We start from the raw sequence: 25,697 nt of genomic DNA on the forward strand, positions 1-25,697 counted from the left end.
GGCCTTTTTATTATTTAAGCAAATCGAGATAACTTCTAACGACACATAAGATATGAACAATAAAATACCCTTCAAATTAGATTTAACATCCAACTTGAAGGGTATTTTTTATAGAAGGTCTTACTTTAATTTTGTTAAGGCTTGATCTAAAGCGCCAACTAACCAATCGATATCTTTTGTTTGGAAAGCCAAAGGTGGGCGTAGTTTCAATACGTTGCCATAAGGACCTGCAACTGATGTTAAAACTCGATGAGTATTTCTGAGCTCTTCAATAAGGTTCAAAGCCAATGCTTTATTTGGTTCTTTTGTCGCTCTATCTTTAACTAGTTCAAATCCTATAAATAAACCAGCGCCACGGACATCACCGATCATCTCATGTTTATCCATAAGTTTAGTGAGTTCTTTTAGAAGTAGCCCTCCCACATATTTGCTATGGGTTTGCAATTCTTCTTCCTGAATGACTTTAAGTACAGCCTGTGCCGCTGCCATAGAAACAGGATTACCACCAAAGGTATTAAAATATGGAATTTTATCGCTAAAAGCAGCAAGGACTTCACTCTTGGCTAAAAGCCCTGACACTGGAACACCATTACCCATTGGTTTACCTGTTGTAATTACATCAGGTACAACATTGTGGCGACCAAAGCCCCAGAAAGAATCGCCAGTGCGCGCGAAACCTGGCTGTACTTCATCGGCAATAAAGATACCGCCATTGGCATGCACAACATCAACCGCTTTTTGTAAGAACCCAACAGGATTAGGCATGACCCCATCAGAAGAAAATATTGAGTCCGCTAAAAAACCTGCAAACTTAATACCTTTTGCGTTCATATCGTCAATTTGCTGTTGAATCTGCTGTGCGAACCATTCACCTAAATCATCAGTTTGAATCCGATAATAATCAGGTGCCGGAACTAGGCGAGTTGTAGCATCTAAAGGCTGCTCAGTTCCCAGTGCTGGAGAGCATCCTGAGGTTAAGCTACTGGTTCCATGATACGACTCTTGAGACACAATGATTCCTGTACCGCCGCTATATTCACGGGCAATACGAATCGCTAAATCATTCGCTTCCGAACCTGTACACATATACATGGCACGGTCAATTTCATCGGGAGTGGTTTGTAAGAGTTCTTCGGTATAATCCAAAATATTTTCATGTAAATAACGGGTATGCGTATTGAGCATTTTCATTTGCTCATTTACCGCTTCAATCACCGCAGGATGACAATGACCAATACTGGCAACATTGTTGTAAACATCCAGATATTGATGACCTGCTGCATCCCATAAATATTGCCCCTGTCCTTTCACCAGATGCACGGGATTACGATAAAACAAGCGATAGGATTCACCTAAAATTTTATTTCTTTTATCGGTCAGTTTGCGGGTAGCATGGTCCAGCTCAGCAGCATGTTCTGGACGAAAGCTATTGGTATCCATAATGGTTGAACGCGTACCCATGAATGACTCCTCTATTTATATTCAGCATACTTTTGCACAAGACAATGACTGACGTAGGCAATTCATACTCTGATTCAACATATTTCAGTATTTGATTGAAGTTACGCAAACCATATTGCTTAAGTATGTTGAAAAAAACTTGACCTCAGACCACTTAAGCCACAATTTGAAGTCAACTTATTGGTCTTATATTTCAGGGTTTCACTACTCTTTTTTTCAATAACTCAAATTTGTTACCATTACACATCTGGAGTGACTCCAAATCGCTTTATACTATGGATGCCAATTCTCAAAGTTCATCCAGTTGTGTTCTTTTCTTGAATGACATTCATTTTTAAAAGACTTGAAATTGGTTAGATGACCAAACGTAAAATATTACTGATTTTTTAAGGGTTTAATACGCATGAATAGCGCTGAAATCATGGCTGACTTATCTTCTCACACACCTATGATGCAGCAATATCTCAAAGTTAAAACGGACTATCAACATGCGTTGCTGTTCTACCGTATGGGTGACTTTTATGAACTCTTCTTTGAAGATGCTCATTTAGCAGCCAAGCTTTTAGGCATCACATTAACCCATCGTGGCAAAGCCAGTGGCCGACCTATTCCAATGGCGGGTGTTCCCTATCATTCAGCCGAAGGTTATTTGGCGCGACTTGTTAAAGCTGGGCGCACGGTAGCCATTTGCGAGCAAGTTGGAGAAGTAACAGGCAAAGGCCCTGTTGAACGTAAAGTTGTTCGTATTCTGACCCCGGGTACATTAACTGATGATGCATTACTCAGCAGTTATCAATCATCTAATCTCGTTTCATTGTGCATTCATCAAAACCAGATCGGTTTTGCTTTACTCGACTTAAGTGCAGGCATTTTTAAAGTTCAACAACAAGATTACAAGCCAGAACAATTACCTATTGAACTTGCGCGTTTAATGCCAAGTGAGATCTTGATTGATGAAGATTTGGTCGACACCAATATTATCGAACAAATTAAAAAGCATTTAGATTGCCCTGTTACTAAACGTCCAAATGTAGACTTCAATCTAAATAATGCACAAAAAACCTTATGTGACCAGTTTACGGTATCAACCCTTTCAGGTTTTGGTTTAGACCCATTACCTTTAGCCAAAGCTGCTGCCGCTGCGCTTATTCACTATGCAAAAGAAACCCAAAAAACTGCATTACCGCATATTCGCTCAATCCAACTTGAACAAAGTACCGACTTTATTGCGCTCGACCCAATTACACGTCGCAACTTAGAAATTATCGAGCCATTATTTGAACACGGAACATCATTATTTCAACTGGTAAATGATTGCCAAACTGCAATGGGTGGCCGTCTATTAAGCCGTACACTCATGCAACCTGTGCGTGATACTGCATTGCTTGATGCTCGTTTAGATGCGATTGAGCAACTCATTCAGGGATATCACGAAAACCCAGTTCGTTTAGTGCTTAAAGAAATTGGCGATATTGAACGTGTGCTTAGCCGCGTTGCGCTAGGCAGTGCGCGACCACGTGATTTGGTGCAACTTCGTCATGCATGCGCACAAATTCCAGCTTTAAGAACAGCGTTAACTCCAGTCATTCAAGCGAAGAAATCTAAATTATTAGTTCAACTAGATGAAGAACTTGGAGACTTCAAAGCGCTTCATCAGCATTTGATGGCAGCTATTGTTGAAAACCCACCTGTATTACTTCGTGATGGCAATGTAATTGCAGAAGGATATGATGCTGAGCTTGATGAATTACGCCAAATTCGTGATCATGCAGGTCAATTCTTAATTGATCTAGAAATTAAAGAGCGTGAACGTACAGGCATTAATACCCTTAAAATCGGTTATAACCGTGTAAGCGGTTACTACATCGAACTCACTCGTGCTCAAGCAGAACAAGCACCAGCCGACTATATCCGTCGTCAAACTTTAAAGAATGCTGAACGCTACATTACCCCTGAACTTAAGAGTTTTGAAGATAAGGTCCTGTCGAGCGAGTCGCGTGCACTCTCTCGTGAAAAAGCATTATTCGAAGCTTTGCTTGAAAACCTGCGCGAAAATATCGCTCACCTACAAATGATGAGCTCGGCAATTGCTCAAATTGATGTCATTGCAAACTTTGCTCATCAAGCACGTTTAAACAATTGGGCACGCCCTGAATTTACTCCGGAAACGGGCATTAAAATTCAGGCTGGTCGTCATCCTGTCGTTGAAGCATTAAATAAAGCACCATTTACCCCAAATGATACTTTCCTTGATGCTCAACACCGCATGGCCATTATTACCGGTCCAAACATGGGCGGTAAATCAACCTTCATGCGCCAAACGGCATTAATCAGTTTACTTGCTTATTGCGGTAGCTATGTTCCGGCTAAAGCCGTCAAACTTGGTCCAATTGACCGAATTTTTACACGTATTGGTTCAGCCGACGATTTATCTACAGGCAAATCAACCTTTATGGTCGAGATGACTGAAACTTCGCAAATTCTGCATCATGCCACCAACCAGTCGCTGGTGTTAATGGATGAGGTTGGCCGCGGAACCAGTACCTATGACGGTTTATCTTTAGCATGGGCATGTGTGGTCGATTTAACCAAGCGCGTAAAATGTTTATGTTTATTCGCGACTCATTATTTTGAGTTGACCGAACTTGGTAGTGAAGCAGGAATCGATAACTATCATGTCACGGCGCAAGAACTTAACGGCAATCTGATTTTATTACATAAAGTTCAGCAAGGCCCTGCGAGTCAAAGTCATGGTTTACAGGTCGCAAAATTAGCGGGTATTCCTGCCAATGTTATTAAAGAAGCGCAGAAGCGTTTACGCATTTTAGAAAAACAGCAGCAGCAACATCTACAAACCAGCTTTCAAAATGATTTGTTTGCTCCACCAGATGCAAACTCTGGTTCACAAATCATAGAGAAAGTTGTCGAGATCGAAGTTTCATCCCCTGCTCTAGATTTGCTTAAGCAAATTGAAGTCGATAACTTATCGCCTCGTCAGGCGCTTGAACAACTCTACGAGTTAAAAGCTGCACTCAAATCTTAATAAAGCACTTCCGAATAAGCAGGCTTAGGTCTGCTTATTCATATCGGAGAATAATATTTATATGATCTTAAGATCTTTGCAAAGTTCAGAAATTGATCTTATTTGGCAGCAGATTAGCCGCCGTGAATTAATCACTCAAAACTACATACAAAAACAGCAACAGTTAGAATTGGTTGATTGTTTTTTTGATGTACAAAATTGGGATTCATATCATTTAGAAAATGACCCACCTAAACTCAAACAGCTCTGTGCACAAGGTTCAATATTTGTAGGCGCATTTGACGCCTCTGAAAAACTCGTTGGTGTGAGCGTAGTCTCAAATCAACTTATAGCGGATTACCCCCAAGCGAAATTACTCCATTATTTCTATGTCGATGCAAACCAACAAGGTCAAGGCATTGGTTCTAAACTAATGCAAGCCGCAAAAGAGTCCGCCAAACAACTCGGTGCAGACCAACTGTATATTTCAGCCACTCCAAGTCGACGCACTGTAGACTTCTATATGAAGCATGGTGCGCAACCGTTAAGTGCTCCAGATCAACAACTTTGGCAGCTCGAACCTGAAGATATTCATTTACTATGTAAGCTTTAGCTCTAAAAATTTAAGGTTTTCTAAGCAAAAAAGCCGTAAATCAAAATTTGTAAAACAAAAAATGAAAAGTTAAGGTATTTATTAAAATAGATGCCTTGACTTAAATGACATCTAAAGAATTAAATAAAATAATTTTTAAGTGATTGTTTTATAAAATATATTATTATTTTAATTTTATAGACACGCAGTTCATAAGACTGAAAGATCTGTTTGATTATCAACGTATTAACTTATCTTCATATGCATGAATAAAGAATATCAATAAAAGCAATTGTTTGTTTACCCCTTTTTTGCCTAAAATAAGCTATTCGAAATGAAACCATATTTTTTAGGTAGCTGTCGCCATGACCTTTGTTGTCACTGAAAATTGTATTAAATGTAAATACCAAGATTGCGTAGAAGTTTGTCCTGTAGACTGTTTTTACGAAGGTCCGAATTTCCTAGTGATTAATCCGGATGAATGTATTGACTGTGCATTATGTGAACCAGAGTGCCCGGCAAATGCAATTTTCTCTGAAGATGAGTTACCTGAAGGCCAAGAAGTATTTATTGAATTAAATGCTGAACTTTCTCAAAAATGGCCTAACATTACTCAAATTGGCGATCAACCAGCTGACCGTGAAGAATGGAACGGCAAACCTGATAAATTACAATATCTTGAAAAGTAATTTCAAAAAAGATCAGCAACCGCTGATCTTTTTTTATACCCTATTCAAACATTTCATTGCAAATTCCTCGTAATTTGTGCACTGTTTTGCATTAAAATACCCGCAATATTTATAAGTGCTTAATTTTTCTTATGCGGAAGTTTTTGCAGAGTATGGTGCCCTTATGCATAATCCCAGCGGTTATGATAGGTTGTGTCAGCTCTCCCCAACACACAACAACAGGCAAAACCTCTCCAAGTGGTAAACGAATCTTTATTCCACAAGAGCGCGTTATTATCGAGCGCCCAATTCCCCCTAAAGTTGAGCCTGCATCTTATCGAAGTTGGTTAAGTTCTGGTGAAAATTACCAACGTGTTCGTGAGTACGAAAAATTCCTAACCCGAAATAACGTTGCAGGCATTGTGCCAAGCTTTGAGTTATTACGTTCAGCACGTGATTGGCAAAAATGTGGCCGCTCTGAATATGCTGTACCTAACCGCGAGCTATGGGGAAATTCTTTATCTACCCTACGCGTATTTAAATATTTAGTAGCAGCAAAAGTTCTCACCGACTTTGAAGTGACCTCGGTTTACCGAGATTTACCTTTAAATGAATGTGCAGGCGGTGCAAGCTCATCTAAACATTTATTTAACTCGGCAATCGATTTCCGTATTGGCCCTGAGTTCCCACAAGCTCAAGATTATGCATTTATCGAAAATACCAAGTTTAAACTTTGTCAGTTCTGGGCACAGCATGGTCAAAGCTTAAATATGGGTATTGGTCTATATAGTTCAGGTCAAATTCATATCGACACTCAAGGCTATCGTACTTGGGGACCTGACCTCACCCGCAACAGTTCAATGTGTAATTTCTAATAAAAAACTCCTTTCAACTGAAAGGAGTTTTTTTATTGTTCATTTCCCAATCAACCAAAATTTCTTGAACCGAAGATTTTTGCACTCTAGGCATAAACGTTTAAAATAGCCCGATCAACATATAGGTAAATTTGATTATGCAGCAGATGTGGACAGACATTGACCAATATATCGATTCACATTTAATTCCCGAAGACCCGCGACTCGAATATGCATTAAAGAATACCGATGAACACGGCTTTTCAAATCATCTTGCAGTAGCACCTAACCAAGGTATGTTCTTGCAGATGCTTATTCAAATGAATAAATGCAAACGAGTTTTAGAAATCGGAACCTTTGCTGCATACAGTACCATCTGGTTAGGCCGTGCCTTACCTGAAGACGGTTACTTACTCACCATAGAAGGCCGTGCTACTCATGCCGAAATGGCGCAGAAAAATATCGATCATGCCAATCTTCCTGTAAAAGTTGATCTTCGAGCTGGCCGTGCTGCAGATATTCTTTCTGCGATTGATCCTCAATCTATCGAGCCTTTTGATTTTATTTTCATTGATGCAGATAAACAGGGTTATCCTGAATATTTAGAATTAAGTCTGAAATTCTCAAGATCAGGTACGATTATCGTACTCGACAATGTAATTCGAGCAGGTGATATTTTAAATCCTGACAATAAAAAACCGAGTATTGAAGGTATCCGTGAAATGTTTAAAGCTTTAGAAAATCATCCGCAAATCTTGTCTTGTACAGCCTTACAAACAGTTGGCTCAAAAGGTCATGATGGCTTCGCAATTGCAATTGTGAAATAATGGTTAAAAAATCATCTTTTTTATTTTATTATTTATAATCAAATAATTACTTTTATTACTGTTGCTTTTCCATATAGTTATCCACAAGATTTGCGGATAACTATATGCAAATCGCATCATTTAGCCACAAGTAATGGTACAGTTGCGTTTCGGAATATGGTTGTCGCAATACTTCCCAAGAAGAATTGGTGAATTTTGCTATGACTAAATGCCCCTAACACAATAATCTGAATACCGTGTTCTTGTTGGTACTCTAAAATATTTTGTGCAACATCGCCATAACGGTAAACGGTGACTACATCTAGGCCCGCTTGTTTAAGATAATGTTCTGGTTCATTTAATATTTCTGGATGATCACCTACATACACCAAATGACATTGCAGTGTTCGCAATAAGTCACTTTGGGCAATACGGCGCATCATTTTTTGACAAGTTGGCGAATATTCATAAGCAAAGATAAATCGTGTTGGTACTTTAAAGTTTTCACCAATGGTCAACACAGTACAATTCGCACCACGAATGAAGTTTTCAACATTGCTACCGATTGGTTTATGTTTCTCGGCTGCTCTTTCCCCGACTCGACCTAAAATAACGATGTCATTTTCATGTAAGAGATTAAAACTTTGTTCTAAAAAATCACCTTTTTCTTGAATTTTTGAGCTGGTAATTCCGTGTTTTTCTTGAATAAGATCAGAAATATGGCGGAGTAAATTATTACTATAATCTAACGCGAGTTCACTTTGTTTTTGCTCTAGCTCAGCTAACTCTTTTAGCAGCATTGCATTGCTTTCAAAGCCGATTACCCCACTAATTTCACCAAGATGATAACTGGCTGGGTAATAGTCCAGAATTTGTAATAATACAAGTTCCCGTCCGGTTGCTTTAGCAACCCATGCTGCTGCATCTGCAATAGCATTAATACACGGTGATGAGTCAATACACGCAATAACACGGTTCATGTTAGCCTCTCTTCTTCAGGTCTATTGCCTTGGAGATTATTATTAAAACTTAGCTTTAACTTAACATAGATAAAAATTGGTATGTTAAGGTTTATGTATAAAAACCAACTTTTTTGTTTAAAGATCAAACATTTTATTACATTCTTAAGACTGTATTATTCTCTTAAGCGAATAAATTTTGCGGGATTTCCGCCGACAATATTGTACGGCGCAACATCTTTAGTCACCATACTATTCATCCCGACCACAGCATGTTTACCGATTTTAATACCGTCTTTGATCCCCACATGCGCACCCAACCAAACGTCTTGCTCAATTTCAATTCCTTTGGACGTAACTGGCTGTTGGTAAAGTGGACGGTCGAGTTGCATCCCATGGTCAAATGCATATAAATGGCAATAAGCGGCAATACGGACTTGATCATGCAACTTTATGCCCGTTCGCCCACCATCCAAAATACAATGATGGTTAATCGCGACTTCATTGCCGATTTCGAGTGGTCCATGCAATGTGCAATCAGCCGCAATAAAACTATTATCCCCAATAATAATTTTGCGGCCTGGTTCAGCAAAAATATGTGCTAGCGGCGAAATAAAACAATTTTCACCAATCTCAACTGTTTCCATATCCATTAAATAAGCTTGATATTCCCTCTGCCACTCTTCAGCCCAAGCACGGTTTTTAGGTTTTAAAGTCCAATATAACCATGGCATATAGTTTAAGCGGTGCTTATGTTGCTCACGATATTTCAGTAAGGAATCAGTCATCAGTTAATTCCTCTTCAATTTTTAATTCTTCACGACCACGTGTTACGTCTCTGAGTTTTAAGGCGAGCGGTTCAATTTGATGTATCTGTAGTCTCGCTTCGATATCTACACCTGTTGCCGTATAGGTTTCCTGATATTCAATCTGTTGTTGAGTCAGTTCATATTGAAATATCGCCCACTCATTAAAATGACAAGAAAAGTGAATCGTCTTCTTTGCAATCAGTTCAATACGTTCAGCCAATAATAAACATTGTCCAGCACAGCCACCGTATGCTCTAACAAGTCCACCCGTTCCCAATTTTATACCGCCATACCAGCGGTTAACCATTACAATAATATTCGTCAGGTCATTCCCTTCAATGGTCGCTAAGATTGGACGGCCTGCTGTTCCTGACGGTTCACCATCATCGTTAAAGCGTACGTTATGCCCAATTTTCCACGCCCAACATTGGTGAGTGGTCGAGATATCCTTGTTGTATTCTAAAAATTCTTTAACCTGCTGTTCATTTTCCACTGACGCAGCGATCGCCTGAAATCTACTTTTTTTAATTTCTTCTTCAAATGTAATCTGTGATGCAATCGTAAAAGCCATAAATAAGATAAAGCACAATAAAAATCAAATTATAACGTGAATTTAATAGAATCAAACCTATAAAAAAAGCCCCGAATCTCGGGGCTTTTTTATTATCTTTCTCGTAACGCTTCTTTGGCTTTATTAAATGGTTTAAGTAAGTAATCAAGTACTGTTTTTTGACCAGTACGAATATCTACTGTTGCCACCATACCTGGTGTAATACCAAACGCTTTACCTTCTTTATTGTAAAGCTTGTCAGAATCAGTGCGGATATAAACACGATAATAGAATTGGTCCTGTTTCACTTCATCACGAATCGTGTCTGGTGAAATAACCGTAACCTTACCTTTTAAACCACCATAAATTGAGTAGTCATAGGCCGTGATTTTAACCAATGCCTCTTGTCCTGGACGAATAAAGGCAATGTCACGCGGCAAAATACGTGCTTCAATCAGCAATTGCTCATCAATCGGTACAATCGTCATCAGTTTACCGTTTTGAGGAACAACACCACCACGAGTAGTTACCGCAATTTCTTTGACCACACCACGTACCGGTGCTCTGAACACTGCGCGATCTAAACTGTCACTACGACCCAGTACAATTTGTTGTTGCGTTTCGCTATCCGTATTCGCTTTAGATAACTCTTCACGCGCTTTCACATAGTACTGGTTCTGCGCATCATTCATTTTGTTTTGCAAATCATTTGCTTCACGACGTAAACGTAAAACCTCAACCTCACTTGCTGCACCTTTAGCAACCAGCGGTTCTGTCATCGCCAGTTCTTGTTGCACAAGTTGCAACGCCTGTCTTAAACCTGCAAGGGTTTGTTCAAGATCAGCACGACGCGAGCGATATAATGCAGTTTCTTCTTGTACCAGCTTTGGTTCTTTCATCACAATTTCAGGAAAAACCAGAGGTGTACCATTTACTTCCGCACGTAAACGCGCTGCTGTCGCTTGAGCAGAGATCAGCAAAGATCTTGATTCACCAACATTTGATGCAAAACGGGTTGGATCGAGCTGCGCAAGAATTTCGCCCTTTTGAACGATGTCACCTTCTTGTACATTCAGCTTGGTTAGAATACCGCCTTCTAAAGACTGGATGACCTGCTCTTTAGATGATGGAATGACTTTACCTGTACCGGTAGAAACTTCTTCAAGTTTAAATACCCACGCCCAGATAAAGAAAATAACCAAGCCAATGCCCACGATCCAGATCACTAAACTGGCACGTGGTAAGGGTGGCTCACTATAAGAGACATTCATTGAACGGGTGAGTTGTTGTTCTTGTTGCGGTTCGCTCATGAATTACCCCCTTGGCTCACTTGTTTTTGTTGGGCTGTTGATTGATTGAGTACCTGATCTCTTGGACCGTCCATCACGATTTTGCCTTCGTTCACGACAATAATACGGTCCACCAGTTCTAATACAGCGCGGCGATGGGTCGCAACGACCAAAGTACGATGTGCCAGCCAACCTTTTAAATGATCAATCAGTTGTTTCTCTGCCACGTCATCAATGGCTGCTGTCGGTTCGTCTAACAATAAAATGTTAGGTTGACGAATCAATAGACGAGCCAGTAACAATGCTTGTTTCTGACCACCAGAGAAACCAACACCACCTTCTAAAATCAGGTGATCTAGCCCTTCTTTTTTCTCTTGAACAAAAGGTAATGCACCAGTCACTACTAATGCACGAAGAATCTCTTCATCCGTTGCAAGCGGCGCGCCTAAAGTAAGGTTTTCACGAATCGTACCGTAGAAAAGATGCGCGTTCTGGTTGAGTAAACCCATATCACGACGGACATCAGACGGATCAATTAATGAAAGATCCAGACCATCTAAATGTACTGCGCCTTGAGTTGGAACTTGCATACCAGATAGAAGCTGGAGCAGTGTTGATTTACCTGCACCGTTACGCCCCAATATGGCAATTTTTTCACCAGCACGAATTTTTAAATGACGGATTGCCAAACTTGGTTTTGGGTCTTCTTCGCCATATTGGAACAAGACATTTTTTAATTCGTAGTCGCCATTTAAAACTGCTTTGTGTACCAGATGCGAACGGTCAGCCTGATCGATCGGACGTTGCATAAGTTCATCAAGGCTTTGTTTTGCGACTTTTGCTTGCTGTAAACGTCCTAACACACCTGTAATTTGTGCAATCGGTGCCAACATACGTGAAGATAGAATGGAACAAGCTACTAACGCACCTGTAGTCATTTCACCTTCCATCACGGCAAAACATCCTACCAACACCACAATTGCATAGGTCAAACCTTGAAGCATTTGAGTCCATGCCATTAAGGTGCCAACAATTTTACGCTGTCTCATCCCGATATCGGCTGAAACTTCGTTCATGTGGTTCCACTGGTTTTGGAAGCGAGACTCAGCACGTAATAGCTTAATGTCTTCAATGCCCTGCACCGCTTCAACAAGAATAGCGTTACGGATTGAAGATTCTCTCATGCCCTCTTGTGCGAGTTGCGCTAACTTCTTCTGTGCCAGAATACCCGGCAAAAGCATAAGCGGTACAACCAGCAGCATCACCCAAAACAGTTTCCCACCGATAATCGCAAAAATGATCAGGAACAGGAAAAAGAATGGGAAATCGGCAATTGCACTAATGGTGGTTGAAGTCACCAGCTCACGTACACCTTCGAGCTCACGAATCTGGGAAATAAAACTACCTGTAGATTTTGAACGGTCTTTATTCTTGATACGTAAGGCATGACCAAATACACGATCAGATACCCGTAAGTCAGCACGTTTTCCAATAATATCGGATAAATAAACTCTAGCTACACGTAAAGTAAACTCAAAAAGCGCTGCAATCAGTACGCCACCTGCCAACACCCATAAAGTCGGGATAGACTGTGAAGGTACAACACGGTCATACACTTGCATTGAGAAAATAATGGTTGCCAGTGCCAATACGTTGGCAATCAGTGAGGCAAACATAATGTCAACGTAGCGTTTCCAGTCTCTTAAAACAATCGACCAGAACCAGCTTGCTTCGTATGGTTTGATATATTCGTCAATACGCGCATCGGGAATAGAAGTTTCAGGACGCAGGATGTAGACATTCTTAATTGTTGTTTTTAAGACATCTAAGCTTAAATTTTGGGAAAGACCGTGATCTCCACTAAACTGGATACTGACATTTCCTTGAGTATCGGCCTTATCAATTACACCAACTTGTCCATCATTAAACTCGACCATGACCGGTAAACGCCATGGATTAAGTAAATCTAATGAAAAAGGTACTTTACGTAAATTGAGTCCAACCTGACGTGTCATTAACTGCAAAACATCATCAAGGTTTTGATTTTGGTTCCAGTCAAGTTGTAAACGAATTCTTTCTTCTGAAGGCTCAATTCTATAATGTTTAGCAATCGTTAAGACCGCCTGTAACCAGGGCTGGTAGTTTATTTTTGTCATCATGGTTGTACTTCGAACCCCTGAATTGAAATATTATTTAAGTCATAAGCTTGGCGGGAACGTCCTGTTGCTGCAATGTACTGAACAATACTGCTGTAGATGTCATAACGTGCAGTTTCAAGTTCTGAATTGGCACTATGAATCGCTTGTTCAGCATTCAATAAGTCAACCAATGAACGGGTACCGAGTTTGTACTGCTCTTGATAGAGTTCGCGTGTACGAACTGTCGTCGCTTGGCGGTTGGCTAAAACCTGCATTTGACGTTGTTTATTTTCAATTTGTTCACGGCTGGTTCTGATCTGATCGAGCACATCCAGATACACAGAATTCACTTTAGATTTAGCGGCTTCTTCTGCATAACTTGCCATTTTTACTTGGGAAGAAACTGCCCCACCTTGATAAAACTGACTGGTGGCTTCAAGCATGATGGAACTATATAAACCGTCATCTTCATCATTGTTTGGGTTTTTTCCATTAATGGCCTGACTGACCGAGCCTTTCACTGCCAAAGTTGGATAACGTGTTAAACGGGTCTGTTCCTTTTGGGCTTTAGCCACTTCAATGCCCGCTTGTGCTGCGATCATTTTTGGAATGGTATTAAACTCAGGTTCACCATATAGATCAGATACTTTCACCAAATCATCTGAAATAATCCAACCTGTACGTGAAACATCACCACCCAACAATGTTCTTAAATGTTGTTGGTACTGACGTAATAAAGATTGCTGTGCAATCAAACCGGACTGCGCAGCTTGTAAATAAGACTGAGCTTGGATCGGGTCAGCCTGACTACTAATACCAGCATTTGCACGTAAATTAGCGATTTCCTGAATTCGCTGAATACCTGCAATTTGCTGCTCGGCAATTTTATTTAATTGGAGATAGCGCTGAATATTGATAATCGACTGAGCCACATCAAGTGCAATATCATCAATACTGACCAACACATTCGCCTGTTCGACTTGGAGTTTGGCCTTCTCAACCGATACACCTGATTTGACTTTACCAAAATCATAAAGCATTTGAGTTGCGTTTAAAGTCAATAACTGCCGACCACGCTCGCCACTACTCAAGTCACCTGTGGTAATACCACCTGAAATTTGAGGATAATAACCTGCCTTCGCAACATCAATACCAGCGTTTTGGCCAGCTAAAGTTGAAATAGCTTGGGAAATATCAGGGTTACGCTGGATGGCGATTTTCACCGCTTCCTGCAGAGTCATTTTCCTTGATGGCAAATTTGAATAAGATGAAGCTGCTCTATCATTGAGTTGAACAGTCGGAAACTCCTGCACTCTAGAACGATCTAGCCTAAAATTACTCAACTCTTGCATCTTAGCGACTTTAAATTCATCACTACTTTTAGGGGCAAAAAGTTGTGATAAGTTGTCTTTTAATGTGTGATATTGCTCACTTGGTTTAGCGGCATATATCACCATAGGTACATGCAGTGAAGTTAAAAGCATCAACCCTTTCAGGAAAGCTGGCTTTTTACATGTCCTTTTTACTCTTCTCTGGTTATATCCAATCATGCTTGTCTTGTTGATCTTGTTTGTTATCGTTTAAAAGCTTTTACATTCTACATATTTTTTTGCATAAAGAAGCATAAATACAGGAATAATTCACACATTATTTTTTCATCAAGTGAACCCTGTAATTTATTGTTTTTTAATAATTAAATATAAAAAAGCTAAAAAGAAGCATTGACCTCTTTTTAGCCAAATAGATTAACTTTTTTATTTAAACTGTAAAATCGTCACCTAAGTAGACTTTACGTACCTGTTCGTTATCCAGAATTTCTTGTGGAGTGCCTTCTGCAATTACCGCACCTTCGCTCACAATATATGCACGTTCACAGATCGCCAAAGTTTCACGTACGTTATGGTCTGTGATAAGCACACCAATACCACGATCTTTTAAGGTCTGGATAATATCTTTAATATCGCCTACCGAAATTGGATCGACACCGGCAAACGGTTCATCAAGTAACATAAACTTAGGATCAGCAGCCAATGCACGTGCAATTTCAGCACGGCGACGCTCACCACCAGACACACTCATTCCCAATGAATCTTTAATATGACTGATTTTAAAGTCATTCAACAATTCAGTAAGACGTTGTTGGCGCTGCTGCTTATTTAAGTCTTTGCGTGTTTCTAAAATAGACATAATATTTTCAGCAATGGTCAGCTTTCTAAAGATAGAAGCTTCTTGCGGAAGATATCCGATTCCTTTACGTGCCCGTTCATGCATAGCTAAATCAGACATATCAAGATCATCAAGGTGAATTTCACCTTTGTCCATACGCACTAGCCCAACAACCATATAGAAGCTTGTTGTTTTTCCTGCACCGTTAGGACCAAGCAAACCAACAATCTGTCCACTTTGCATACTAAAAGATACGTCTTTGACGACCCAACGTTTACTATAGTTTTTTGCTAAGTGCTTAATACACAAAGTTTGGGGTTGAAGAGCTTGTTGCATTAGTCACGCGCTCCTGGGAAACTTTTTGAAGTTGATGGCGGAATAATAATTTGAACACGGTTTGATGATGAACCTTGAGCTTCAACATCGCCTTTGTTCATACTATATTTCAATGAGTTACCACGGATGCTTGAACCATCTTGATATAGATATGCACCACCAGTCAAAGTAATAATGCCTGTATCTGCATTATAAACAATGGTTTGACCCTCGCCTCGTGCAACGCCCTTGTCAGCACTAATTTGCTGTTGGAATTTAGACGGTCTACCTTTGGCAGTAATCGTTTGAATTTCACGTTTAGAGTTTAGCGTAGCAACAATTGAGTCGGCTTGAAGCTTCATCGTACCTTGCTCAATCACGACATTACCCGTATAAGTCGTTAAACCCGTTTTCTCATTATAAGTTGCACGATCTGCCACTAACGAAATTTGTTGATTACGGTCAGACGGTAAAGCAAAAGTCGAAGCAGATGATAAAGCAACGAATGTAATTACCACAGCTTGTTTTAGGAAAGCTGAAGAACGTTTTAAATTAAGACTTTGGTGCATACTTTCCTCGAATATTAAAAAATTCGTACTGACCATTATTCAAATTAGCTTTTAACCCTTTGCTGACAAACTCGGCTTGCGGAGATTGAACAATCACTTGGTGATCTGTTTCAATTTCTCTGGTTTTTGGATATCCAGTTAATTCATCAGTTTGGAACTCAATCTTCCCTTGTGGTGCAAGTTTGGTTGCGACCACATCACCCGATAAAATAACTTTACGGTTATCATCGTAGCCATTTGCCTGTTTTGCAAAGAACGTCGCATCAACTTTGCCATCTTTATACATCGAGGCATTAAGTTGATCCAACTTTGATGTTTTTTGTTGCATATCCTGTTCAAGCTGACGAACTTCAGCACGGATATACAAATTGCCTTGATCATCAGTTTGAGTCAAATGGACGCCCTGCGCTGAATATGTCATATTCTTCGCAGAACCAATGTCTAGTTTTTTTGCCTTGCCACTATAGTAGTAGTAACCACCACTTATAGCAGCAACCACTACAGCAACAATTGATAAAACTCTGGTATCCATGAGCAGGAATAGCCTACCTTTTTAAGTAATCTTATTATTAATGCGGTACTGCAAGATATTTTTCAAGAAGTTCTTGGTAAATGCCTTTTGCGATCAGCAACATATCACAGACTTCACGTACAGCACCACGCCCACCCATCGATTGCGTAACCAAATGCGCACGGCGACGCACTTCTTCGTGACCATTTGGCACAGTAACACTCATACCTGCGATTGCAAAAGCAGATAAATCAGGCCAATCATCGCCCATATATAAGCAATCAGACGGCAAAATATTAAACTGCGCACATGCTTCACGAAGTGCTGAGCCTTTGTCTTCACGGCCTTGAAAAACGAGGTCTACACCTAAATCAGACATACGTTTTTCAACAATATTACTTTTTCTGCCTGTAATAATGATAACTTTCATGCCGGCTTGCTGTGCAAGCTTCATTCCTAAACCATCACGAATATCGAATGATTTAATTTCATCGCCACTATTGGTTAAGGTTACGAAGCCATCACTCAAAATACCATCAACATCCAGAACCAATGCCTGTAAATGACGTGCTTGTTCTAACAATGCATAAGATGCCATTGATTAATTTACCCCTGCCTGAATAAGGTCATGCATACTAATTACACCAATCACTTTGTTTTGGTCATCTACCACCACAAACTGACTAATTTTTTTCAGGTTCAGCTGTTGTAGAGCTTCTACCGCACGTGCTTCTTGAGAAATCGTTGATGGTTTTTTTGTCATCACTTCTGAAACAGGCAAATTCACATCGAAACCTTGCTGTTTATCAATTAAACGGCGCAAGTCACCATCGGTGAAAATACCAAGCAAATGTTCTTGTTCATCTACAATTGTCGTCAAGCCTAAACGTTTATTAGAAATTTCATAAAGTACTTGATTCATTGGTGTATCTGGTGAAACTTTTGGTAGTTCATCGCCTGTATGCATCAGATGTTTTACATGTAAAAGTAAGCGTTTACCCAACGCACCTGCTGGATGCGAACGAGCAAAATCATCTGCGGTAAAACCACGCGCTTCAAGTAAAGCGACAGCCAGTGCATCACCCAATACTAAAGTTGCTGTAGTACTCGACGTAGGCGCCAAACCTAATGGGCACGCTTCGTCAGACTCACCTAAAGTTAAAGCGATGTCAGCATTTTGTGGCATTGGGCCTTTATCATCACGGCTAATGGTAATAAGAGGAACGCCAAGATGTTTGATTAAAGGCATCAACATCATGATTTCATCACTTTTTCCAGAGTTAGAAATCGCAATTAAAACATCACCACGAACCAACATTCCCAAATCGCCGTGTCCAGCTTCACCCGGATGCATAAAGAAAGATGGTGTACCAGTTGAGGCGAAAGTTGCAGCCATTTTACGGCCAATATGCCCTGACTTACCCATGCCAGTGATCACAACACGACCTTTACACTGTAACAATATTTCACAAGCTCGGTTAAAACTGTCACCAATTTGTGTTGCTAACACGTCTAAGGCTTGTTGCTCAATACGCAATGTTGCTAATGCGCTGCTTTGGAAATCTGTAGGATTGGGCATACGAGTTTGACTCAAAATAATTGATCTGATCTCTTGTGAAGATCGGTGATTTTAATCAAAAGATTTGGGGGCATTCTAACATAACTCAATCATCTACACGTTTTTAAATGTATAAGATTTCACAAGCTTATAAAATTCTTGCATAAACCTTTGTGAAAAATGATGCATCAGTTATGATGTAACACTGTTTTTGTTGAGTGTTTGAAAACCCTTATGCAACCGTTTGTTTTATATAACTCTGAGCAACGAAAAAAAGTTGAATTTGTACCTCGCAAAGAAGGTCACATCGATATGTACGTCTGCGGTATGACCGTTTACGACTACTGTCATATCGGGCATGCTCGAGTTATGGTTGCATTTGACTACATTATTCGTTTCTTACGTAGTCAGGGTTGGAATGTTCGCTACATTCGCAACATTACCGACATTGACGACAAAATCATCAAACGTGCGAATGAGAATGGTGAAACAATCCAACAACTCACTACTCGTTTCATCGATGCAATGAATGAAGATGCTGCGAACCTAGGCTGTTTAGCTCCTGATGAAGCACCTAAAGCGACTGAATATATCGACCAGATGCAAAACATGATTGGCAATTTGGTGAATAAAGGCGCTGCTTACCCTGCTTCAAACGGCGATGTTTATTTTGAAGTAACCAAATTTGAAAAATATGGCCGCCTCTCTGGTCGTAAGCTTGATGATATGCAAGCTGGTGCGAGTGAGCGTGTTGATGTAGAAGTTGAAAAGAAACATCCGTTTGATTTTGTACTTTGGAAACATGCCAAAGAAAATGAACCGTCTTGGGCATCTCCTTGGGGTAATGGCCGTCCGGGTTGGCACATTGAGTGTTCTGCAATGTCGACTTGCTGCTTAGGCAATCACTTTGACATTCATGGTGGTGGTTCAGATTTAATGTTCCCGCACCATGAAAATGAAATTGCGCAAAGTGAAGCTTCGACTGGTGAGCAATATGTAAACTATTGGATGCATGTTGGCTTCATTAACGTTGATGGTGAAAAGATGTCTAAGTCTTTAGGCAACTTCTTTACGATTCGTGACGTGATGGAGAAATTCCACCCTGAAGTGATCCGCTACTTTATTGTGTCTTCACACTATCGTAGTCCTGTGAACTTCTCTGATGTAGCACTTAAAGAAGCAAAAACTTCTTTAACTCGCTTCTATCATTCATTTAAAGCTTACCAACAAGTGTACGGTCAAACGACAACTGAAACGCTTGATCAAAGCTTTATTGAACGTTTTAACAATGCAATGTGTGATGACTTCAATACTGCTGAAGCAATGGCTGTATTGTTTGAACTGAACAAAGAGTTAAACCGTGCTGTAAAAGAAGAGCAAGCTGACCAAGCGACTGTGCTTTATTCGACATTACGTCACCTCACCAACATTTTAGGTTTGGTACAACACAATGTAGATGATTTCTTAAAATCAGATATTGGACAAGAAGCGCTTGCTTTGTCTGATGCTGAAATTGAAGATTTCATTCAACAACGTGTTGATGCGAAAAAAGCAAAAGACTTTGCGAAAGCAGATGGTATTCGCCAGTCTCTACTCGACCAAGGTGTGGTACTTGAAGACACTCGCCAAGGTACAGTTTGGCGTCGTGCTGATTAAACGTTCAATTAGATCACAAGAGTGTTGACACTTTAATGAAACACTCTATAATGTGCTCACATTGCGGGAATAGCTCAGTTGGTAGAGCATAACCTTGCCAAGGTTGGGGTCGCGAGTTCGAGTCTCGTTTCCCGCTCCAAAATTTAAAAACCACTTAATTCGAAAGGATTAAGTGGTTTTTTTATTGTCTATTGGTCAATTCAAAATTCGCATTAAAAAACGCTTTATATTTCCATTGCAGTACCATGAAATTTGGAGTGTTATGCAAAAGCCGGTTAAGCGCGGAGACGCGTGGCACATCACCGTCCGTTATTTAGGCAAACGTTATACAGCTACTCGAGATACTGCGAGTGAGTGTGAACAATGGGCCACTAAAAAATTATTAGAATTACAATCTTAATAGGCTAATCCTGAGTCTGAAAAAATCCATATCTCCTTCTATGCCCTTTTTGAACAGTACTATCAAGAAGAAGGCGGAAAAATGAAGAGTACCCGCTTAATTGTTCAAATACTTAAATGCCTAAAGAAAAAAGAATAATGAAAATATAATTAATATTTTATGATTAAACCCATCATTAAGTTTTTATTGATATTGAAATTAAAAATTGGCTTAAAATTATATTATCGCAAAGTCTCCCCCATTGAGGAGACTTTCTAAGTATTAAATGACTTAAGGATGAATTTTTTTCAATCCATCTTCTAGAGCCCCATGTGTGATCATCAGAATATTTGGTTTGCTGGATAATCTTTTGTGAAAGTAAATTAAAAAAGCCCCCGTCTGGGAGCTTTTTCCAAATAGTTTATGCGCTGTTATTTACAGCTTAAAAAATTAACTTGGGTGAATTTCTGCCGTCAATCTTTGCAAATCATGACCCGAAGGTGCTTGGTAAACACGTAAACCAAACTCGGGAAGAATCGCAATTAAATGGTCAAAAATATCTGACTGAATTGCCTCATAAGAAACCCAGGCAATTGTGTTGGTAAATGCATAAATCTCTAGTGGCAAACCTTGGCTGGTCGGTTGTAACTGACGAACAATAATGGTTTGATTTTGAGCAATGCCCTTGTGCTGACGTAAGTAAAATTCAACATAAGCTCTAAATGTACCAATATTGGTTAGACGGCGCTTGTTGTAACGAGATTGATTGCTTAAATGCTTATTGAATTCTTCAATTTCAGAATTCTTTGCATTTAAGTATTGATCTAGCAATAAAAAGTCTTTGAGCTTTTGTTGCTCTTCATCACTCATGAAATGAACGCTACTTTGATCGATAAAAAGTGAACGCTTCATTCGACGGCAACCCGAATTGCTCATACCACGCCAGTTTTTAAATGTGTCGGTCACGAGCTTATTGGTTGGAATGGTGGTATAGGTTTTATCAAAATTTTGAACAGTCACGGTATGCAGTGAAATATCAATTACATCACCATCTGCATTGAGTGATGGCATTTCAATCCAGTCGCCAATGCGCACCATGTCATAAGATGCAATTTGTACACTCGCCACCAAAGACAAAATGGTGTTTTGGAAAACCAGCATTAATACCGCTGCCATTGCACCAAAACCAGCGAGTAAAGTGAACACATCCTTTTTAAGGAATGTTCCCAAAATCATAAGGCCACAGACAACAAATAAAATGAGTTTAACCAGTTGTAAGTAACCTTTAATCGGTTTGTTTCTAGATTTTGGATTACGCTGATAAATAAGGTTAAAGATATTTAACAGCTCGCTAACCGTAAGCGCGAGAGTAAGAAAAATGAATGCTTGTGCCGCCATCTCTACAAAAGCAATAAACTTTGGAGATAGATGAGGCACTGTTGCAATACCGTTCATAATCACAACAGCAGGAACAATATTTGCGAATTTCTTTATAACGCTATGCTGAGCGAAAATAGACTGATTTGGTGATTTGAGTTTTGTGACTAAATGACGAACGCCCCGAACAATAATGCGTTTGGCAATAAAATTTGCTATTGCAGCAAATAAAATCAAAATCGTGAGTGAAACCAACATTTCTAGCCAAGGATATTGACTTAACTCACCCCGAATATCACGGAAAAAATTTAAAAAATCCAAACCTATACACCTTTAAACTTTATTTTCAATAATTTTAAGGGTTAAGGCATTTGATCATAAGGTTTGTTTACATATGTAGTCATAAATACAACAACTAAGTTATATACCCTGCCCAAATTTAATTATGATCCGTTAATTTTAAAGCTTCATCTGCTTATATTTCAGACCAGTTATATAAACTAGATCAGGCTTATCAGTTCATTTAGAATAAGGCGTTAAACAAATAATTCTGGTTTGAGTGAGTGAAATTTTCTGATTTTTTGACTTTTATTGGAACAGTCTGGTTCAGCTTATTGTTTATCTATATTGCTTGGATATTTTTTCTTAAAAGTCAGGTTCAAAGATTTTTAATTTATAAACGAGGAAAGATGACTTCTGCCGAGGTCGTATATTTTCAAGACTCATTAGCTAAGGTGCAATATCGCCCTTTATGTTATGTCAAATTGAAATTTCAAACTGAGCAAGGCCAAGTCATTACTGAAAATCTAAAGGTGCTTATTGCTAAGCAAGATCAACATAAATATAAAGTGGGTAGCGTTATCAATATTAAATATGACCCTAAAAATTTCAAGAATATTTCGATATTGGGCGAAGTGATGATTTAGGTCATTAGAGATTATTTAAAAAGTACGATAAACCTTGTGGGGCGCGCCCATTTAAACGACTACTTGTGGTTACTCGTACCAGATTACTCCAAGTAATATTGCAACAATGCTTGATCAATTTTTTGATTAAAGACACATCTTCATGGCATGAGATAGGCTCAAAGCCACCGACCAAAAGATAGACCTCTGCACTAAAACTTAAATTGGCCCCATGAATATGCGCGTGGTCCATTTCATCTTTATAGTGTGCTAAATATTTTTGCTGTTTCGTTATAGAGAGATGACTAAAATCGTCTAGCGTTACAGTACCGCAAATTGCATCTGTGGGTTGGTGCTGGATTTGATAGCACAGCCAATCAGGACTCACCACGGTGTCTGCATCGGTACATGCAATCCAAGTTACACCACGCCCGATTAAATGACGGATTCCTAAATCCCTCGCCTTGCCGACACATGCATAGTTGCATTCAATCCAGTTGATTTGATGGCTTTGTACAATCAACCGCGACTGATCTGTACAGCTATCGAGTACAACAAGCACTTCTACCTCATAACCACTAATGTTATCTATGGCGACCTGAATAGATTGCAAACAGGCAGATAAATAGTATTCTTCGTTATGCGCTGGAATGACGATACCTATTTTCATCTTAGTTTTTCCTGCTGTGCTAAAGAGGAAGTGTTCGCCGTCCACAGATCAATCATAAAATCTGGATCGTTTAAGCTGAGGTAGTGATGAAATGGAAAATGTTGCTGAAAAGCTTGATGGACTTGCTCTGCATTTAATTCAAAATCTTGAATTTCATGACGCCAGTGACAACACAGAATCTCGCCATCATCATTTAAACTATGCTTTAACTTTTCAATAAACTGATGCAATTCATCTGCCGATAAGTAATAGGCCATCTCACTAATTAAAATCAGGTCAAACTTTTGAATTGAGTAGTCTTCGGGTATTTTTCTATTTTCAACCACAACATGCTCGAACTCTTGTAGCCGTGCGGACGCCAATTGAACAGCACGCGCAGAGACATCTATACACAGTAACTCCTCGGCTCTTTGCGCCAAATGAAAACTTAAATGTCCATTTGAACAGCCCACTTCCAACACTTTTGGGTAGCGAGGTCTTGTCAGTAGCGCGAGACAAATTTGTCTTTTACGAGCTTCATACCAATGAAAGTCGTAGCCCCATGGATCACTGTTATGACGATATAAATCTTCAAAGTACACGCGAGAATGAATCACTCAAATAAACCTCATAAGGCATTAAAAGACGATTAATCGCACTTGGAGATAGCACTGCGGCGTTCCCCGTGCTTTCATCTGTTTCAAGTTGGGTTTTAAACTGCAAAATTGCTTGATGTTTTTTAGCTAGCTGTTCTTGTGTTAAGGAAAATGCTTTTGCTTGGTGCCAATCAATGCGTGGGTCTAAAGGCTGTGCCCAATGCCAAGCCCAGATTAATACGTGTAAACAGAGTAGTTGCTTAGCGGTTGCATACGCTTGTACGGTTTTACCTACTGCTTCATGGTCTGGGTGACCATCAAATTCATAGCTACAAATTAGAATATCTTCGGCTTGAATTAACTTGTCTAAACTCTGCCACAGTTGTTCGGTTTGCAAATGGATCTGGCCATCTAACAAATTAAGCTCTACACGCTCGGTTGACTCTATTACCCCCAAACAACTTAAGGCTGCCAAGCTTTCTTGCGGGCGAAGAATATTGAGCTGATCTGGAGGATATTTTGTAGAGTTAGGATGGCTTTGTGTGCCGTTACTTACTGCTAAAACCAAAATCTTGCAGTTCAGTGCAATGAGCTGCTGCATTAATCCGCCACAGCCAAGTACTTCATCATCAGGATGTGGAGCGACAATCACCACTCTTTTTGAGCGAAATAGCTCAAGATCTAAAGCTGATAACGGTTGTTCTTTAAATGCCTTTAACCATTGCTCTTTGGCCGTACCCTCACCAAAAATAACGCGGTCTTCAACCAAAGGATGTTTTAAAGTTCCCATAGGCTTTGCTCCGACACACAGAGTTCCGCAATTTGTTCATAGTCAAACGCGGCATGACTTTGCCTGATAAAGACAGGCAGATCAGCCATGAGCTGAGCAAATGTCGCATTTTCACAAAAAGGACGAGCGCCCAAGGCTTTCCCGACTCGCTCAATAACGCTCAGGCAGCATTGTTCTGTTTGAGCACGTAATATGCGTATTTCCCGCTCATGACTTAGCGTTGGTTTCTGGTCTATGAGCTTGGCCACATATTGAAAATACTGTTTGGTGATTTCTAGCTGCTGAGCGACCTCACCTAAATATAATTTTTTATAAGGATTCGGATTTGCCTGACAGCTTTCTTGCAAAAAGTTAGCTAGGCGCACGGCGGCACCATACCAACACGCAGCAACACCTGCTGCACCATGCCAAAAACCTGGGCGTTTTAAATAACTATTTGGCTGACCAATCAGTTTAACAGGTGTATTTTCAAAGCTAACTTGTGCAGTCTGTGTAGCGTGCATGCCTACAGCGTGCCAGTGGGTTAAATCGGTGGTAATGGATGGATGACTTAAGTCAACAATACAAAGCTGCGCCAGCCCTTGCTGATCTTTATAACTTATTAAAGCTTTTTGAATAAATTCAGCACCAGAGCACCAAGGTTTTATGCCATTACAAAGATTGTCTTTTATTTTCAATGGCGCTGGTCCACCGTCTGCTGCCCAAACGGCCCAAGTCTGGTCATCTATTTCTTGCTGATAACCCAATTCTTTTAAAATACTTAAAGCATCACAATGAGACTCAAAAAGCTTAGCTAGACTTAAGTCAACTCCAGCAATCTGAGCAAAAAGTTGCCAACGTTGATACGTCTGACCCGAAGCGGGATGAGGCAAATTTTGAGTTAAATTTACAAGCTGAAAAAGTAAATTTATACGAAGCTTACTTTTATCTTCAGCCAAGGCATTTTCAAATTCACTCAAAATGCTCAGTATCGTCATGTTTATAGGTATTTTAATATTCATTGCAAATAATTATTTATAAGACTTAACTCAACCATAACTAAAGATTTCTGTTTAAATAAACATATAAATTGTAATAA

Annotated in this window: 25 protein-coding genes and 1 tRNA gene; 9 read left to right on the top strand and 17 right to left on the bottom strand. The window is 39.7% G+C overall.

Annotated elements, in window-relative coordinates; translation table 11 throughout:
• Nucleotides 1–120: 120 nt before the first annotated feature.
• Entirely contained in the window at nt 121–1,461 is a 1,341-nt protein-coding gene (locus F928_RS15520) for an aspartate aminotransferase family protein (RefSeq protein ID WP_005076839.1), read from the bottom strand.
• 403 nt (nt 1,462–1,864) lie between these two features.
• Here F928_RS15520 and mutS point away from each other — a divergent pair, with 403 nt between their 5' ends.
• The 5 genes from mutS (at nt 1,865) to F928_RS15545 (ending at nt 7,424) form a co-directional block, all read left to right on the top strand.
• The gene (gene mutS, locus F928_RS15525; protein ID WP_002115830.1) at nt 1,865–4,504 is read left to right on the top strand and encodes a DNA mismatch repair protein MutS; all 2,640 of its coding nucleotides are present in this window, start codon (nt 1,865–1,867) and stop codon (nt 4,502–4,504) included.
• Nucleotides 4,505–4,565: 61 nt separating this feature from the next.
• Nucleotides 4,566–5,096 carry a GNAT family N-acetyltransferase gene (locus tag F928_RS15530; protein ID WP_005076842.1) on the top strand — a complete coding sequence of 177 codons (531 nt, stop codon included), beginning with the start codon at nt 4,566–4,568 and terminating at the stop codon, nt 5,094–5,096.
• Nucleotides 5,097–5,440: 344 nt separating this feature from the next.
• Entirely contained in the window at nt 5,441–5,764 is a 324-nt protein-coding gene (gene fdxA, locus F928_RS15535) for a ferredoxin FdxA (protein WP_002051033.1), read from the top strand.
• Between the two features lie 131 nt (nt 5,765–5,895).
• On the top strand, nt 5,896–6,618 hold the full coding sequence (locus F928_RS15540) for a D-Ala-D-Ala carboxypeptidase family metallohydrolase (protein ID WP_174724152.1): 723 nt from the start codon (nt 5,896–5,898) through the stop codon (nt 6,616–6,618).
• Nucleotides 6,619–6,755: 137 nt separating this feature from the next.
• Nucleotides 6,756–7,424 (top strand): O-methyltransferase, encoded by a 669-nt coding sequence (locus tag F928_RS15545; protein WP_002115787.1) that lies wholly within the window; start codon nt 6,756–6,758, stop codon nt 7,422–7,424.
• Nucleotides 7,425–7,540: 116 nt separating this feature from the next.
• Here the strand turns inward: F928_RS15545 and F928_RS15550 are convergent, their stop codons facing one another.
• From F928_RS15550 to kdsD, 11 genes are all read right to left on the bottom strand, one after another.
• Nucleotides 7,541–8,383 carry a universal stress protein gene (locus F928_RS15550; RefSeq protein WP_002115820.1) on the bottom strand — a complete coding sequence of 281 codons (843 nt, stop codon included), beginning with the start codon at nt 8,381–8,383 and terminating at the stop codon, nt 7,541–7,543.
• A gap of 155 nt (nt 8,384–8,538) precedes the next feature.
• Nucleotides 8,539–9,150 carry a chloramphenicol acetyltransferase CAT gene (locus F928_RS15555; protein WP_005076846.1) on the bottom strand — a complete coding sequence of 204 codons (612 nt, stop codon included), beginning with the start codon at nt 9,148–9,150 and terminating at the stop codon, nt 8,539–8,541.
• The gene (locus F928_RS15560) at nt 9,143–9,742 is read right to left on the bottom strand and encodes an IMPACT family protein (RefSeq protein WP_005076848.1); all 600 of its coding nucleotides are present in this window, start codon (nt 9,740–9,742) and stop codon (nt 9,143–9,145) included. The genes F928_RS15555 and F928_RS15560 overlap by 8 nt, the downstream gene beginning before the upstream one ends.
• A gap of 92 nt (nt 9,743–9,834) precedes the next feature.
• Entirely contained in the window at nt 9,835–11,031 is a 1,197-nt protein-coding gene (cyaD, locus tag F928_RS15565) for a beta-barrel domain-containing protein (protein WP_005076849.1), read from the bottom strand.
• Complete coding sequence (paxB, locus tag F928_RS15570; protein WP_005076850.1) at nt 11,028–13,169, bottom strand: type I secretion system permease/ATPase; 2,142 nt, start codon at nt 13,167–13,169, stop codon at nt 11,028–11,030. Before paxB ends, cyaD begins: the two co-directional genes overlap by 4 nt.
• Nucleotides 13,166–14,632, bottom strand: coding sequence for a TolC family protein (locus F928_RS22775; protein WP_005076852.1), 1,467 nt, complete (start codon nt 14,630–14,632; stop codon nt 13,166–13,168). The genes paxB and F928_RS22775 overlap by 4 nt, the downstream gene beginning before the upstream one ends.
• A gap of 274 nt (nt 14,633–14,906) precedes the next feature.
• Nucleotides 14,907–15,650 carry an LPS export ABC transporter ATP-binding protein gene (gene lptB, locus F928_RS15580; protein WP_002122331.1) on the bottom strand — a complete coding sequence of 248 codons (744 nt, stop codon included), beginning with the start codon at nt 15,648–15,650 and terminating at the stop codon, nt 14,907–14,909.
• Nucleotides 15,650–16,198 carry a lipopolysaccharide transport periplasmic protein LptA gene (lptA, locus tag F928_RS15585; RefSeq protein ID WP_005076853.1) on the bottom strand — a complete coding sequence of 183 codons (549 nt, stop codon included), beginning with the start codon at nt 16,196–16,198 and terminating at the stop codon, nt 15,650–15,652. The genes lptB and lptA overlap by 1 nt, the downstream gene beginning before the upstream one ends.
• Nucleotides 16,182–16,730: an LPS export ABC transporter periplasmic protein LptC gene (gene lptC, locus F928_RS15590; protein WP_005076855.1), complete on the bottom strand. Its 549-nt coding sequence runs from the start codon at nt 16,728–16,730 to the stop codon at nt 16,182–16,184. Before lptC ends, lptA begins: the two co-directional genes overlap by 17 nt.
• Before the next feature lie 37 nt (nt 16,731–16,767).
• The gene (gene kdsC, locus F928_RS15595) at nt 16,768–17,307 is read right to left on the bottom strand and encodes a KdsC family phosphatase (RefSeq protein WP_002122322.1); all 540 of its coding nucleotides are present in this window, start codon (nt 17,305–17,307) and stop codon (nt 16,768–16,770) included.
• Nucleotides 17,308–17,310: 3 nt separating this feature from the next.
• On the bottom strand, nt 17,311–18,288 hold the full coding sequence (gene kdsD / locus F928_RS15600; RefSeq protein WP_002122342.1) for a KpsF/GutQ family sugar-phosphate isomerase: 978 nt from the start codon (nt 18,286–18,288) through the stop codon (nt 17,311–17,313).
• 213 nt (nt 18,289–18,501) lie between these two features.
• On the opposite strand from kdsD, the gene cysS reads away from it, so the two are divergent.
• The 3 genes from cysS (at nt 18,502) to F928_RS0103890 (ending at nt 20,323) form a co-directional block, all read left to right on the top strand.
• Nucleotides 18,502–19,923, top strand: a complete 1,422-nt coding sequence (gene cysS / locus F928_RS15605) for a cysteine--tRNA ligase (protein ID WP_005076856.1) — start codon at nt 18,502–18,504, stop codon at nt 19,921–19,923.
• A 63-nt stretch (nt 19,924–19,986) separates the two neighbouring features.
• A tRNA-Gly gene (locus F928_RS15610) sits at nt 19,987–20,062 on the top strand.
• A 123-nt stretch (nt 20,063–20,185) separates the two neighbouring features.
• Nucleotides 20,186–20,323 carry a hypothetical protein gene (locus F928_RS0103890; RefSeq protein ID WP_025465512.1) on the top strand — a complete coding sequence of 46 codons (138 nt, stop codon included), beginning with the start codon at nt 20,186–20,188 and terminating at the stop codon, nt 20,321–20,323.
• Between the two features lie 429 nt (nt 20,324–20,752).
• Here F928_RS0103890 and F928_RS15615 read toward each other — a convergent pair whose 3' ends face one another.
• A complete protein-coding gene (locus F928_RS15615) occupies nt 20,753–22,000 on the bottom strand; it encodes a mechanosensitive ion channel family protein (RefSeq protein WP_005070199.1) in 1,248 nt (415 codons plus the stop codon).
• Nucleotides 22,001–22,242: 242 nt separating this feature from the next.
• Between F928_RS15615 and F928_RS0103895 the strand changes: the two genes are divergently transcribed.
• Nucleotides 22,243–22,605 (top strand): DUF3592 domain-containing protein, encoded by a 363-nt coding sequence (locus F928_RS0103895; protein ID WP_016806294.1) that lies wholly within the window; start codon nt 22,243–22,245, stop codon nt 22,603–22,605.
• A gap of 4 nt (nt 22,606–22,609) precedes the next feature.
• On the opposite strand, the gene F928_RS15620 is transcribed toward F928_RS0103895, so the two are convergent.
• Genes F928_RS15620 through F928_RS15635 form a run of 4 tightly spaced genes read right to left on the bottom strand, consistent with a single transcriptional unit; the run spans nt 22,610 to nt 25,620 of the window.
• On the bottom strand, nt 22,610–23,254 hold the full coding sequence (locus tag F928_RS15620) for a glycosyltransferase family 2 protein (protein ID WP_005076863.1): 645 nt from the start codon (nt 23,252–23,254) through the stop codon (nt 22,610–22,612).
• Nucleotides 23,251–23,850: a class I SAM-dependent methyltransferase gene (nodS, locus tag F928_RS15625; RefSeq protein ID WP_005076864.1), complete on the bottom strand. Its 600-nt coding sequence runs from the start codon at nt 23,848–23,850 to the stop codon at nt 23,251–23,253. The genes F928_RS15620 and nodS overlap by 4 nt, the downstream gene beginning before the upstream one ends.
• Nucleotides 23,825–24,619, bottom strand: coding sequence for a PIG-L deacetylase family protein (locus F928_RS15630; protein WP_005076865.1), 795 nt, complete (start codon nt 24,617–24,619; stop codon nt 23,825–23,827). Before F928_RS15630 ends, nodS begins: the two co-directional genes overlap by 26 nt.
• Complete coding sequence (locus F928_RS15635; RefSeq protein ID WP_043962806.1) at nt 24,607–25,620, bottom strand: acyl-CoA dehydrogenase family protein; 1,014 nt, start codon at nt 25,618–25,620, stop codon at nt 24,607–24,609. Before F928_RS15635 ends, F928_RS15630 begins: the two co-directional genes overlap by 13 nt.
• Nucleotides 25,621–25,697 lie beyond the last annotated feature (77 nt).

The sequence above is a fragment of the Acinetobacter pittii ATCC 19004 = CIP 70.29 genome, assembly GCF_000369045.1.
GTDB lineage: Bacteria > Pseudomonadota > Gammaproteobacteria > Pseudomonadales > Moraxellaceae > Acinetobacter > Acinetobacter pittii.

What these genes read in the sequence shown, in the direction of transcription:
- lptC (WP_005076855.1), bottom strand. Translation starts at nt 16,730, where the DNA reads ATGGATACCAGAGTTTTATCAATTGTTGCTGTAGTGGTTGCTGCTATA.
- paxB (WP_005076850.1), bottom strand. Translation starts at nt 13,169, where the DNA reads ATGATGACAAAAATAAACTACCAGCCCTGGTTACAGGCGGTCTTAACG.
- kdsD (WP_002122342.1), bottom strand. Translation starts at nt 18,288, where the DNA reads ATGCCCAATCCTACAGATTTCCAAAGCAGCGCATTAGCAACATTGCGT.
- cyaD (WP_005076849.1), bottom strand. Translation starts at nt 11,031, where the DNA reads ATGAGCGAACCGCAACAAGAACAACAACTCACCCGTTCAATGAATGTC.
- fdxA (WP_002051033.1), top strand. Translation starts at nt 5,441, where the DNA reads ATGACCTTTGTTGTCACTGAAAATTGTATTAAATGTAAATACCAAGAT.
- F928_RS15540 (WP_174724152.1), top strand. Translation starts at nt 5,896, where the DNA reads ATGCGGAAGTTTTTGCAGAGTATGGTGCCCTTATGCATAATCCCAGCG.
- mutS (WP_002115830.1), top strand. Translation starts at nt 1,865, where the DNA reads ATGAATAGCGCTGAAATCATGGCTGACTTATCTTCTCACACACCTATG.
- F928_RS0103890 (WP_025465512.1), top strand. Translation starts at nt 20,186, where the DNA reads ATGCAAAAGCCGGTTAAGCGCGGAGACGCGTGGCACATCACCGTCCGT.
- F928_RS15630 (WP_005076865.1), bottom strand. Translation starts at nt 24,619, where the DNA reads ATGGGAACTTTAAAACATCCTTTGGTTGAAGACCGCGTTATTTTTGGT.
- lptB (WP_002122331.1), bottom strand. Translation starts at nt 15,650, where the DNA reads ATGCAACAAGCTCTTCAACCCCAAACTTTGTGTATTAAGCACTTAGCA.
- cysS (WP_005076856.1), top strand. Translation starts at nt 18,502, where the DNA reads ATGCAACCGTTTGTTTTATATAACTCTGAGCAACGAAAAAAAGTTGAA.
- F928_RS15635 (WP_043962806.1), bottom strand. Translation starts at nt 25,620, where the DNA reads ATGAATATTAAAATACCTATAAACATGACGATACTGAGCATTTTGAGT.
- F928_RS15555 (WP_005076846.1), bottom strand. Translation starts at nt 9,150, where the DNA reads ATGACTGATTCCTTACTGAAATATCGTGAGCAACATAAGCACCGCTTA.
- F928_RS15520 (WP_005076839.1), bottom strand. Translation starts at nt 1,461, where the DNA reads ATGGGTACGCGTTCAACCATTATGGATACCAATAGCTTTCGTCCAGAA.
- F928_RS15550 (WP_002115820.1), bottom strand. Translation starts at nt 8,383, where the DNA reads ATGAACCGTGTTATTGCGTGTATTGACTCATCACCGTGTATTAATGCT.
- F928_RS15545 (WP_002115787.1), top strand. Translation starts at nt 6,756, where the DNA reads ATGCAGCAGATGTGGACAGACATTGACCAATATATCGATTCACATTTA.
- F928_RS15560 (WP_005076848.1), bottom strand. Translation starts at nt 9,742, where the DNA reads ATGGCTTTTACGATTGCATCACAGATTACATTTGAAGAAGAAATTAAA.
- F928_RS15530 (WP_005076842.1), top strand. Translation starts at nt 4,566, where the DNA reads ATGATCTTAAGATCTTTGCAAAGTTCAGAAATTGATCTTATTTGGCAG.
- F928_RS22775 (WP_005076852.1), bottom strand. Translation starts at nt 14,632, where the DNA reads ATGCTTTTAACTTCACTGCATGTACCTATGGTGATATATGCCGCTAAA.
- lptA (WP_005076853.1), bottom strand. Translation starts at nt 16,198, where the DNA reads ATGCACCAAAGTCTTAATTTAAAACGTTCTTCAGCTTTCCTAAAACAA.
- kdsC (WP_002122322.1), bottom strand. Translation starts at nt 17,307, where the DNA reads ATGGCATCTTATGCATTGTTAGAACAAGCACGTCATTTACAGGCATTG.
- F928_RS15620 (WP_005076863.1), bottom strand. Translation starts at nt 23,254, where the DNA reads ATGAAAATAGGTATCGTCATTCCAGCGCATAACGAAGAATACTATTTA.